The organism is Nonomuraea sp. NPDC049750 (genome assembly GCF_040659625.1).
Lineage (GTDB): Bacteria > Actinomycetota > Actinomycetes > Streptosporangiales > Streptosporangiaceae > Nonomuraea.
This window is the reverse complement of the sequence record NZ_JBFANB010000034.1, coordinates 41,664-53,466: the sequence shown is the minus strand read 5'-3', so window position 1 is coordinate 53,466 and position 11,803 is coordinate 41,664. Positions and strand designations below refer to the sequence as shown.

General features: G+C 70.2%; 9 protein-coding genes. 3 read left to right on the top strand and 6 right to left on the bottom strand.

Annotated elements, in window-relative coordinates; genetic code table 11:
• Positions 1-26 precede the first annotated feature (26 nt).
• Positions 27-977 carry a LysR substrate-binding domain-containing protein gene (locus AB0J16_RS49325; protein ID WP_358553197.1) on the bottom strand — a complete coding sequence of 317 codons (951 nt, stop codon included), beginning with the start codon at positions 975-977 and terminating at the stop codon, positions 27-29.
• A 71-nt stretch (positions 978-1,048) separates the two neighbouring features.
• Here AB0J16_RS49325 and AB0J16_RS49320 point away from each other — a divergent pair, with 71 nt between their 5' ends.
• Positions 1,049-2,371, top strand: coding sequence for an FAD-binding protein (locus AB0J16_RS49320; protein WP_358553195.1), 1,323 nt, complete (start codon positions 1,049-1,051; stop codon positions 2,369-2,371).
• Positions 2,372-2,406: 35 nt separating this feature from the next.
• On the opposite strand, the gene AB0J16_RS49315 is transcribed toward AB0J16_RS49320, so the two are convergent.
• Genes AB0J16_RS49315 through deoC form a run of 4 tightly spaced genes read right to left on the bottom strand, consistent with a single transcriptional unit; the run spans position 2,407 to position 5,797 of the window.
• Positions 2,407-3,255, bottom strand: coding sequence for an aldehyde dehydrogenase family protein (locus tag AB0J16_RS49315; protein WP_358553193.1), 849 nt, complete (start codon positions 3,253-3,255; stop codon positions 2,407-2,409).
• On the bottom strand, positions 3,248-3,442 hold the full coding sequence (locus tag AB0J16_RS49310) for a hypothetical protein (protein ID WP_358432328.1): 195 nt from the start codon (positions 3,440-3,442) through the stop codon (positions 3,248-3,250). The genes AB0J16_RS49315 and AB0J16_RS49310 overlap by 8 nt, the downstream gene beginning before the upstream one ends.
• Positions 3,435-4,865, bottom strand: a complete 1,431-nt coding sequence (locus tag AB0J16_RS49305) for an aldehyde dehydrogenase family protein (RefSeq protein WP_357959305.1) — start codon at positions 4,863-4,865, stop codon at positions 3,435-3,437. The genes AB0J16_RS49310 and AB0J16_RS49305 overlap by 8 nt, the downstream gene beginning before the upstream one ends.
• 2 nt (positions 4,866-4,867) lie before the next feature.
• Entirely contained in the window at positions 4,868-5,797 is a 930-nt protein-coding gene (gene deoC / locus AB0J16_RS49300) for a deoxyribose-phosphate aldolase (RefSeq protein WP_358553191.1), read from the bottom strand.
• Between the two features lie 195 nt (positions 5,798-5,992).
• Between deoC and AB0J16_RS49295 the strand changes: the two genes are divergently transcribed.
• Together AB0J16_RS49295 and AB0J16_RS49290 are read left to right on the top strand one after the other, a co-directional pair.
• Complete coding sequence (locus AB0J16_RS49295) at positions 5,993-6,139, top strand: hypothetical protein (RefSeq protein WP_358553189.1); 147 nt, start codon at positions 5,993-5,995, stop codon at positions 6,137-6,139.
• 293 nt (positions 6,140-6,432) lie between these two features.
• Positions 6,433-9,288, top strand: a complete 2,856-nt coding sequence (locus tag AB0J16_RS49290; protein WP_358553187.1) for an AAA family ATPase — start codon at positions 6,433-6,435, stop codon at positions 9,286-9,288.
• A 215-nt stretch (positions 9,289-9,503) separates the two neighbouring features.
• Here AB0J16_RS49290 and AB0J16_RS49285 read toward each other — a convergent pair whose 3' ends face one another.
• On the bottom strand, positions 9,504-11,771 hold the full coding sequence (locus AB0J16_RS49285; RefSeq protein ID WP_358553185.1) for an excinuclease ABC subunit UvrA: 2,268 nt from the start codon (positions 11,769-11,771) through the stop codon (positions 9,504-9,506).
• Positions 11,772-11,803 lie beyond the last annotated feature (32 nt).

Genomic DNA, 11,803 nt, shown 5'->3' with positions numbered 1-11,803 from the left:
GAACCGACTCTGCGAACACGGTCGATTCAACTGAAGTCGGGCAGTCGGTGGCGGGCGTGGTCGATGAACGCTCGCGCGGCAGGCCCCGACGGCCCCGTGGCCCGCCAGATGAGCGCCATCCGGCCGCGCAGCCGCGGCTCGGTGATCTCCAGTACGCGCAGGTCGTCCTTCGCGACGGTGACCGCCGACTCGGGCAGTACGGCCAGGCCGAGCCCTTTGGCGGCGAGTTGCCCCAGCACGTACGGCTCGCTGGCCTCGAAGGCGACATGCGGCGTGAACCCGGCGGCGGCGCACGCCTCGTCGAGCGCGGCCCGCAGACCGGTGCCGCGCGGCAGGCAGATCAGCGCCCGATCCGCCAGCTCCCGCAGCGTGATGGCGGATGTCCCCGCCGAGTCGTGAGCGACCCCCACGGCGGGCTCGTGAGCGAGCCCGCCATCGGACTTCCCCGCCAGGTCGTGAGTGAGCCCGACGGCGGCCACCAGAGCCTGGTCGATCACCACCTGCGCGTCGAGCCCCGGCGGCACGCTCGATCCGATGCCGATGAGCCCGAGGTCCATCCGCCCCGCCCGCACCGCCTCGGTCAGGCTCTCCGGATCGGACTCCCGCAGCGAGATCTCCACGGCCGGATGCCGGTCGTGGAAGTCGGCCAGCAGCCCCGGCAGGTCGAGCACGGAGGGCGCCGAGACGGTACCCATCACGACGTGCCCGCGCAGCAGCCCGGTCATCTCGTCGACGACCAGCCGGGCGGCGGCGACCGCCGCGAGCGCGGCCCGCGCGTACGGCAGCACCGCCTCCCCCACCTCGGTGAGGCGCACCTGCCGCGCCGAGCGGTCGAACAGCGGCTGGCCCAGCTCCCGCTCCAGCTGCCGGATCTGCGCGCTCACACCGGGCTGGGCCACATGGAGCCGCGCCGCGGCCCGGGTGAAGCCCGCCTCCTCGGTCACAGCCACGAAGTACTCAAGCTGTCGGAGCTCCATAACAAATCATGCTAACAGCCAGACAACCCATCTCTTTGACTTCTGGATGGGCCGGACACAAGCTGAACCGCATGGAAGACCTGCTGAAGTGCCCGGTGTTCCGGCCGGGTGATGAGGGATATGACGATGAGCGGGCCGGTTTCCAGGCCCTCGCCCGGCACCGGCCGGACGTGATCGTCGGTGCGACGGACGCCGCCGACGTAAGCGCGGCCGTGACCATGGCGGCGGCGAACGGGCTGCCGGTGGCCGTGCAGGCCACCGGGCACGGCATGCCGATGGCGGCCGACGGCGGCCTGCTCATCAGCACCCGCAGGATGACCGGCGTACGGATAGATCCCGAGACCGCGACGGCCAGGATCGAGGCGGGCGTGCGCTGGTCGCGAGTCATCGAGGCGGCGGCCCGCCACGGGCTGGCCCCGCTGTCCGGCTCGGCCCCGTCCGTCGGCGCCGTGTCCTACACGCTCGGCGGCGGGCTCGGGCTCATGGCGCGCCGTTACGGCTACGCCGTCGACCAGGTACGCGCCATCGAAGTGGTCACCGCCGACGGCGTACTCAGGGAGGTGACGGCCGCGACGGAGCCGGACCTGTTCTGGGCGCTGCTCGGCGGGCGCGGCAACTTCGGGGTGGTCACGGCGCTGGAGATCGGGCTGGTCCCGGTGACCGGTCTGTACGGAGGCGGCCTGTTCTTCGATCTCGCCGCCACCGACGTAGTGCGGCGCTGGGCCGAGTGGACACGGGACCTGCCCGAGGAGATGACCTCGTCCATCGCGGTGATCCCGTTCCCCGAGGCCCCGCAGGTGCCCGAGGTCTTCCGCGGCCGCCGCGTCGGCCACGTGCGGATCGCGTACACGGGCGGCCAGGAGGAGGGCGAGCGCCTGCTGGAGCCGCTGCGCGCGATCGGGCCCCGGCTCGTGGACTCGGTGAAGGAGCTGCCGTACACCGAGTCGGGCAGCATCCACAACGACCCGGCCGAGCCGATGGCCTACTACGCCACCCACTCGCTGCTGCGCGAGCTGCCCGCGCGGGCCGTGGACGCGCTGCTGGAGACCGAGCGCGCCATCCTGGAGATCAGGCACCTGGGTGGCGCGCTGGACAAGCCGGGCCTCGGGCCCGTGGTCAACCACGACGCCCAGTATCAGGTCGGCGTCCTGTCCCGGCTCGCGCCGGGCGGCGACCCCGGCGAGGTGCGCCCTCTCCACGACGGCGTCCGCGCGGCCCTGTCGCCGTGGGACACCGGAGGCCGCGGCCTCAACTTCCTGTACGGCGAGAACACCGCGCCCGACCAGGTCCGTCTGGCCTACGATCCGGACGACTACCGGCGGCTCGCCGCGCTGAAGACGGTGTGGGATGCCGGCAACCTGTTCCGGCTCAACGCCAACATCCCACCGGCGTGACGGCTCTCAACGCCAACATCCCACCCGCCTGACGGTCAGACCCCCATCGGGTGCCAGACCGTCTTCGTCTCCAGGAAACGCGTCATACGAGTCAGGGCCGGGGCCGCCCGCCAGTCCTCGTCCGGCGACGGGCGCAGGACCCGCTTGAGGTTCTCCGCCGCCGCCTGCTCGCAGGTCAGCGCCAGCTCAGCGTCGGACACACCGGTCAGGTCCAGCCCGTTGACGTCCATGTGGGCGGCCAGCCAAGGCGCGAGCTCCCGCTGATGACCCGTGAGGACGTTGACGACGCCGCCCGGCAGGTCCGAGGTGGCCAGCACCTCCGCCAGGGTGATGGACGGCAGCGGCGTCCGCTCGGAGGCGATCACGACGCACGTGTTGCCCGTCACGATCACCGGCGCGATCACCGAGATCAGCCCCACCAGCGGGTCCTCGGGCGCGACGACGGCGACGACCCCCGTGGGCTCCGGCGAGGAGAGGTTGAAGTACGGGCCGGCGACCGGGTTGGCCGTGCCGTGCACGGAAGCGATCTTGTCCGACCAGCCCGCGTACCAGACCAGCCGGTCGACCGCGGCGTCCACGGCCTCCAGCGCCGCCTTCTTGCCGCCGCCCAGCTCCTCGGCGAACTGCGCGCGGCGGCCCTCCAGCATCTCGGCGATCCGGTAGAGGATCTGGCCCCGGTTGTAGGCCGTGGCGCCCGACCAGCCGGGGAACGCCTTGCGCGCCGCCACCACGGCATCACGGACGTCCTTGCGGGAGGCCCGCGAGGCGTTGGCGAGGAAGTCGCCCTTGGGCGAGGTCACGGCGTAGGACCTCCCGCTCTCGGAGCGCGGGAACGCCCCGCCGATGTACAGCTTGTACGTCTTGCGAACGGCCAACCTACTCATCGCCGCGCCCCCTCCGCATGGTCTCCTCCGACATCTCGACCGGCACGAAGACCTGGCCGCACCGGCTCACCCCGCAGCGGTGGGCGTACCAGCCGGTGCGTACGGGCCTTCCGGCGCGGGCGAAGGCGTGGCCGCGCGTGGCCTGCGCCCGCCGCCTACCCCGGCGGGAACGGCGGTGCTCACACATCAAGGTAGGCCTCCAACCCGAGCAGCCCGCCCTCGCGGCCGTATCCGGACTCCTTGTACCCGCCGAACGGCGCGGCCGGGTCGAACCGGTTGAACGTGTTGGCCCAGACCACTCCGGCCCTGAGCTTGTCGGCCATCCACAGGATGCGCGAGCCCTTCTCCGTCCAGATCCCGGCCGACAGCCCGTACGGCGTGTTGTTGGCCTTCTCCACGGCCTCGGCCGGGGTGCGGAACGTCAGCACCGACAGCACCGGGCCGAAGACCTCCTCCCGGGCGATGCGGTGCGACTGGGCCACGCCGGTGAAGACGGTCGGCGGGAACCAGAAGCCCTTGTCCGGCAGCTCGCAGGCGGGCGACCAGCGCTCGGCCCCCTCCTGCTCGCCGAGGTCGCTGAGCGAGCGGATCTTCGCCAGCTGCTCGGCCGAGTTGATCGCGCCGATGTCGGTGTTCTTGTCGAGCGGGTCACCCAGCCGCAGCGTGCCGAGGCGCCGCTTGAGCGCCGTCAGCAGCTCGTCCTGGATCGACTCCTGCACCAGCAGCCGGGAGCCCGCGCAGCACACGTGCCCCTGGTTGAAGAAGATGCCGTTGACCACGCCCTCGACGGCCTGGTCGAGCGCGGCGTCGTCGAAGACGATGTTCGCGGCCTTGCCGCCCAGCTCCAGCGTGAGCTTCTTGCCGGTGCCCGCGACGGTCCGCGCGATGATCCGGCCGACCTCGGTGGAGCCGGTGAAGGCCACCTTGTTCACGTCGGGGTGGGCGACCACGGCGGCGCCGGTCTCACCCGCTCCGGTGACGATGTTGACGACACCGGGCGGCAGGTCGGCCTGCTGGCAGATCTCCGCGAACAGCAGCGCCGTCAGCGGCGTGGTCTCGGCCGGCTTCAGCACCACCGTGTTGCCGCAGGCCAGCGCCGGGGCGATCTTCCAGGCCAGCATGAGCAGGGGGAAGTTCCACGGGATGACCTGCCCGGCGACACCGAGCGGCCGGGGGTCCGCGCCGAACCCGGCGTACTCCAGCTTGTCGGCCCAGCCGGCGTAGTAGAAGAAGTGCGCGGCGACGAGCGGCAGGTCCACGTCACGCGACTCGCGGATGGGCTTGCCGTTGTCGAGCGACTCCAGCACGGCCAGCTCGCGGGCGCGTTCCTGGATGATGCGGGCGATCCTGAACAGGTATTTGGCCCGTTCGGTGCCCGGCATCGCGCTCCAGACCCCGAACGCCTTGCGCGCGGCCTGTACGGCCCGGTCGACGTCGTCGGAGGAGGCCGTCGCGACCTCCGCCAGCTTCTCCTCCGTCGCCGGGTTGATCGTCTTGAAGGCGGAGCCCGAGCCGTCCACGAACTCGCCGTTGATGAACAGCCCGTACGACGGCTTCAGATCGACGATGTCGCGCGACTCGGGCGCCGGTGCGTATGCGAAGGTCGCCATCATCAGTCCAAGGTGAAGTAGTCGGGGCCCGCGTAACGGCCGGTGGTCAGCTTCTGGCGCTGCATCAGCAGGTCGTTCAGCAGCGACGACGCGCCCAGCCTGAACCAGTCGGGCGACAGCCAGTCCTCGCCGGCGCTCTCGTTGACCAGCACGAGGTTCTTGATGGCGTCCTTGGTGGTGCGGATGCCGCCGGCCGGCTTCACGCCGACCTGCCGGCCCGTCTCGTCGCGGAAGTCGCGCACCGCCTCCAGCATGATCATCGTCACCGGTGGCGTGGCGGCCGGGGCCACCTTCCCGGTGGAGGTCTTGATGAAGTCGGCTCCGGCCAGCATCGCCAGCCAGGACGCCCGCCGTACGTTGTCGTAGGTCGACAGCTCGCCGGTCTCGAGGATCACCTTCAGGTGGGCGGAGCCGCAGGCGGCCTTCACCGCGACGATCTCCTCGTACACCTTGAGATAGTCGCCGGACAGGAACGCGCCGCGGTCGATCACCATGTCGATCTCGTCGGCGCCCGCGGCGACGGCGAGCGCGGTGTCGCTCACCTTGACCTCCAGCGAGGAACGCCCGCTCGGGAAGGCGGTCGCCACGGAGGCGACCTTCACCCCCGAGCCGCGCAGCGCGCCGGCGGCCACGGCCACCAGGTCGGGATAGACGCAGACGGCCGCCACCCGGGGCGCTCCCTCGCCGGGGTGCATCGCCTTGGTGCACATCGCACGGACCTTCCCGTGCGTGTCCGCGCCCTCGAGCGTGGTGAGGTCGACCATCGAGATGGCCAGGTCGATCGCCATGGCCTTGGCGCTGGTCTTGATGGAGCGGGTGCCGAGCATCGCCGCTCGCTGGTCCGCGCCGACCCGGTCGACACCGGGCAGGCCGTGCAGGAATGCTCGCAGCGTCGCGCCGGACGAGCCGACGTCGGCGAGCGAGGTAGTCACAGTTGACACCTCCACAGGATCGCCGACCAGGTGGGCTACGTCCAAACCGGATCTCTAAGGCGGCATCGGCGCCCCTCCTAGGTACTCCCTGGCCTGGAGTTTCCCGGGAGATAGGGCATCCGCCCGATGTGGCGGTAGGGGCCTTAGCCCGAACCTTAAGAGTGTCAGCAAGACACAAGAAGGAGACACACCACCATGAGTCCCGAGATCGAATACCAGATCATGAAGAGCCACGTCAACGAGCTGCGCCAGGCGGCCGCGCGACACCGTCAGGTACGCGAGGCACTGGAGGGCAACAAGTCCGAGCGCCGCTCGGTGTTCGGCAAGCGCCGCTCCTCATGACCGCCCCACAAGCGCCCGGCCGCACCCTCCCTCGCGGCCGGGCCACCGTCCCTCCCTAGCAGCGCCTTCCTGAGGACCCCGACCACGACGGACCGCCTTCCTCCTCTCCCCCGAAGGGGTACCTCTCCGAAGGACCCCGACCACGACGGACCGTCACACGGGATCGGGACGGTCGGTGTGACGACTCCCCGGGAACCCCCATTTGCGGCCACCGCCCCAGCGGGCCAAAGCCGCTTATCAATCCGCCCTAAATGCGTCGAAAGCGGCTGGTGAGGCATGACATGCTGGACGACATGCTGGGACGTTCGGTAAGTCCCGTCTTCGTGGGGCGGGAAGAGGAGCTCACGGCCCTCTCTCAAGCCTTCGACGAGGCCCGGAAGGGCACCGCGACAGCAGTGCTGGTCGGCGGTGAGGCGGGAGTCGGCAAGACCCGGCTGGTACAGCGCTTCGCCGAGCAGGCGGCGCGGAGCGGCGCTCATGTGCTGTACGGCGGGTGCGTCGAGCTCTCCACGGAGGGCTTGGCCTACGCGCCGTTCACGGCTGCCCTGAGGCAGCTGGTCAGGGAGCAGGGCACCAGCCAGATCGCCGCGCTGCTGCCGGGCGGCGCCGAACGCGACCTGGCCCGGCTGCTCCCCGAGTTCGGCGAGCCCAGCGGCGACGGCGAGACCGACACGGGCCGGGCGCGCCTGTTCGAGCAGTTCCTGACGCTCCTCCAACGACTGGCCGGCAACCGGCCGACGATCCTGCTCATCGAGGACATCCACTGGGCCGACCGGTCCAGCCGCGACCTGATCGCCTTCCTCAGCCGCAACCTCGGCACCGCGCAGATATTGATCGTCATGACCTATCGATCTGACGATCTGCACCGGCAGCATCCGCTCCGGCCGGTACTCGCCGAGCTGGGCAGGGTGAGCAGCGTGCTCAGGCTCGACCTGCCCCGCCTGTCCAGGGACGAGGTCGCCCTGCAGATGGCCGGGATCCTCGGCATCGACCCCGACTACCCCAAGGTGGAGAAGGTCTACGAGCGCAGCGAGGGCATCCCACTGTTCGTCGAGGCCCTGCTGGACTGCGGCGAGGACTGCGCGTTCCCCGAGTCGATGCAGGACCTGATACTCGGCTCGGTCGAGCGGCTGCCCGAGGAGACCCAGCGCGTGCTGCGTATCGCCGCCGCGGGCGGCATCAGGGTCGGCCACGCCCTGCTCGCCGCGGTCAGCGGCCTGTCCGACCTGGAGCTGGAGGCCGCGCTGCGGTCGGCCATCGCCGGGAACGTGCTGCAGATCGCCGACAACCGCGCCTACGTCTTCAGGCACTCCCTCATCCGCGAGGCCGTACACGACGAGCTGCTGCCCGGTGAGCATCAACGGCTGCACTCGCGCTACGCCGAGGAGATCTCCCGCGACCGCAAGCTGGTGCCACCGGGCCGGGCCGCCGTGGAGCTGGCCCACCACTGGTACGGCGCGCGCAACGACCTCTGGGCACTGATCTCGGCCTGGGAGGCGGCGCAGAAGTCGTTCGGAGCCTTCGCGTACACCGAGGCGATCCCGCTGCTCGAACGCGTGCTCATGCTGTGGGACCGGGTACCGGACGCGGCCGAGCGCATCGGCGCCGACCACACGGCGGTGCTCGAACGGGCCAGCGAGGCCGCCCTCGCGGGCGGTGAGCTCGACCGGGGCATCAAGTTCGTCAAGGCGGCCCTGGCGCAGCTCGACGAGACCCAGGAGCCGGCCCGGGTCGCCACGCTGATCGTGCGCTGGGCCAACCTCAAGATCTACAAGGGCAAGACGGGCGTCGTCGACGACTTCCAGCACGCGCTGCGTCTGGTGCCCGAGCCGACCCTGGCCCGCGCGAGCGTCATCATGCCGATGAGCCAGCACCTGATGCTCCGTGGCGACGTCAAGGAGGGCACCCGGCTCATCGAGGAGGGTCTGCGCCTGAGCCGGGATCTCGGCGACAAGTGCCTCGAAGGAGACCTCCTGCTGAACCTGGCGCTCGGCCACTCCATCGACGGTGACACAGAGGCGACGCTGGCCACCAACCTGCGCGCGCTGGAGATGGGCCGCCAGGAGAGCTCGGGACGGCTCATCGCGCGGGCGATCGGCAACAACATCGACGCGCTGAGCGACCTGGGGCGCTCCGAGGAAGCCCTCGCGCTGGCCGACGAGGGCTGGCAGCTGGCCAAGCAGTACGGCCGGATGCGGGTCAACGGGCTGTTCATCCTCCTCAACAGGGCCGAGGCGCTGGAGGCCATCGGCCGCTGGGACGAGGCCCTTGAGACCATCGGGCAGGCGCTCAGCTTCGGTCCCGTGCTGCGCACCCACAACCACCTGCTCCGCGTACGCGCCGACATCGCACTGGGCAGGGGCGAGCTCGCGGTCGTCGAAGGCATCCTGGCGGAGCTGGGCGTGCTCAAGGAGCGGCCCGAGGAGTTCTTGCAGGACATCACTAACAGCACCCGGCTGCGCATCGGCTGGCATCTGTTCAAGGGCGAGTCGCTGGCCGCGCTGGCCATGACCGAGCACATCCTGTCGCTGTCGTCACAGTCCCCCAAAGCCATGCTGGGCTGGCGGCGGCTGTCCCTGCTCACCCTGGTCTGCGACACCGCCGAGGAAGCCGAGCCCGACCGGGTCCGCGCGGTGCGCGAGCAGGCCGCCAAGGTGGCCGCGAACCTCAAGGTCAGCGGGCCGGTGGCGGAGGCGTACAAACTGACGTACTCGCGCGACTTCGACGCGGCGGCGGCCGCCTGGGAGCGCCTCAAGCGCCCGCACAACCAGGCCAAGGCCCTCGTCAGAGCGGCCACCGCGGTGGCGCGGTCGGGCGACAGGGAAGGCGCGGCGACCCGGCTCGCCGTGGCCGCGCCGCTGGCCGCCGCGCTGCGGGCGAGGCCGCTGATCGACGAGATCGAGGCGCTCTCCCGCCGTGTCGGCGTCGTCCAGCAGCAGGCGACCGTCCCCGAGCTGCTCACACCACGCGAGACGGAAGTGCTGCGGCTGGTGGCGCTGGGCCGTACGAACCGGGACATCGCCGCCGAGCTGTTCATCTCGGCCAAGACGGTCAGCGTGCACGTGTCCAACATCCTGGCCAAACTTGGCGTGACCACCCGAGGCGAGGCAGCCGCGGCCGCACACCGTCTCTCCCTGCTGTCCCGGTAGGAGCGAGTCTGACCGGCTTCCTCTTCTCCCCTGAAGGGGTATTCCTCCCGAAGGACCCCAGCCACGACGAACCGCCTCCCTCTTCTCCCCCGAAGGACCCCAGCCACCCACGGACCGGTTTCTTCCGCTCCCCCGGAGGGGGTATCTCTCCTAAGGACCTCAGCCACCACGGACCATCACAGGGGCCGAGACGGTCGCGTCACGGACCTACTCCCCTAGGAGGCCAGGTCCCGGCGCAGGAACTCGGCGGTGTGTGAGCCGGTCGCCGCCAGCAGATCGCGCGGCGTGCCCTCGAAAAGCACCTGGCCACCCTGCCCACCGCCCTCGGGCCCGAGGTCGATGACCCAGTCGGCGTTCTTGACCACGTCCAGGTTGTGCTCGATGACGACGACCGAGTTCCCGGCGTCGACGAGCCGGTCCATGATGTCGAGCAGTCGCTTCACGTCCGACATGTGCAGGCCGGTGGTCGGTTCGTCCATGACGTACACGGTGCCGCTCTTGTGCAGTTCAGTGGCCAGCTTGATGCGCTGGCACTCGCCGCCCGACAGGGTGCTGAGCGGCTGGCCGAGCGTGAGGTAGTCGAGCCCGACGTCGTTGACCGCCCGCAGCACCCGCCTGAGCTTCGGCTGCGGGAAGAACGCGTACGCCTCGGCCGCCGTCATCTCCAGCACGTCGCTGATCGACTTCCCATCCAGCTTGTGCTCCAGCACCTCCGGCCGGAAGCGCCGCCCCTGGCAGTCCTCGCAGGTCGACTTCAGCCCGTCCATGAACGCCAGGTCGGTGTAGATGACGCCGAGCCCCTGGCAGGCGGAACAGGCGCCCTTGGAGTTCGGGCTGAACAGCGAGGCGCTCACCGAGCCGGCCCGCGCGAACAGCCGCCGGATCTCGTCCAGCATCCCGGTGTAGGTGGCGGGGTTGGAGCGGCGCGAGACGCTGACGGCCGACTGGTCGATGACCACCGCCTCGGGGTGCCGGCTCAGGAACACGTCGTTGACCAGTGTGCTCTTGCCGGATCCCGCGACGCCCGTCACGACGGTCAGCACGCCGGCCGGGATGTCGACGGTGACGTCCTTCAGGTTGTGCGTGCTCGCGCCGGCGATCGTCATCGCGCCCGTGGGGCGCCGGTAGTCGGTCTTCAGGGGTAGTCGCCGCTTCATGTACCGGCCGGTCAGGGTGTCGGCCTCGGGCAGTGCCGCCGCGGTGCCCTCGTAGACCACCTGCCCGCCGTGCGTCCCGGCGCCGGGGCCGATGTCCACGACGTGGTCGGCGATCCCGATCACCTCGGGGTCGTGCTCGACGACGATGACCGTGTTGCCCTTGTCACGCAGCTTGCGCAGCAGCGTGTTGAGCCGTTCGACGTCGCGCGCGTGCAGCCCGACGCTCGGCTCGTCGAAGACGTACATCATGTCCGTGAGGCTGCTGCTGAGGTGCCGCACCATCTTGACGCGCTGTGACTCGCCGCCCGAGAGCGTGGCGGTCTCGCGGTCGAGACTGAGGTAGCCGAGACCGATCGTGACGAGGTCGCGCACCCGGTCGATCAGGCTCGCCACCACAGGGGCGCCCACCGGGTCGGTGAACCCGGCCAGCACCTCCACGAGCTCGGTGGCCTCCATCGCGGCGAGCCGGGCGATGTTGAAGCCGTCGATCTCGCAGCCGAGCACGTCCTGGTTGAGCCGGGCGCCCGCGCACAGCGGGCAGGTGGCCGTCGTGACGTACTCCTGGAAAAGCCGGCGGTTGGCCTCGGACATCTCGGCGACGTCCTTCTTGATGTACAGGCGGGTGAACCGCGCCACCAGGCCCTCATAGCTGGAGTTGATCGTGCCGCCCTGCCACTCCAGCGGCACCTTGGTCTGGGCGCCGTGCAGCAGCGTCGCCCATTCCCGCTCGTCGTAGTCGGCCAGCCTCTTGTCGTTGTCGAACAGGCCGGAGTTGGCGTAGATCTTCCAGTACCAGGTGCCGACGGCGAAGTGCGGGTGCAGGAGGGCCCCTTCGTTCAGCGACCGGGACCTGTCCAGGAAGACGTCGAGGTCGAGCGCGACCGTCCTGCCCAGGCCCTCGCATTCGGGGCACATGCCCTGAGGATCGTTGAACGAGAACGCGTTGGAGTAACCGACGAACGGCTTGCCGACCCGCGAGAACAGCAGTCTCAGCAGCGAGTAGATGTCGCTGATCGTGCCGACGGTCGAGCGCGAGCCGCCCCCGAGCCGCTTCTGGTCGACCACGATCGCGGCGGACAGGTTCTCGATCACGTCGACGTCCGGCTGCCCGTACTTCGGCAGCCTGTTGCGGGCGAAGGCGGTGAAGGTCTCGTTGAGCTGACGCTGCGCCTCGGCGGCGAGGGTGTCGAACACGATGGACGACTTCCCGGACCCGGATACGCCGGTGAAGACGGTGATCTGCCCCTTCGGGATGCTCAGGGAGATGTCGCGGAGATTGTTCTCGCGCGCGCCGATGATCTGGATACGGGACGTCTGCAACGCCACTCCTCGCCCTCGATAAACTCCGTACGTCGTAC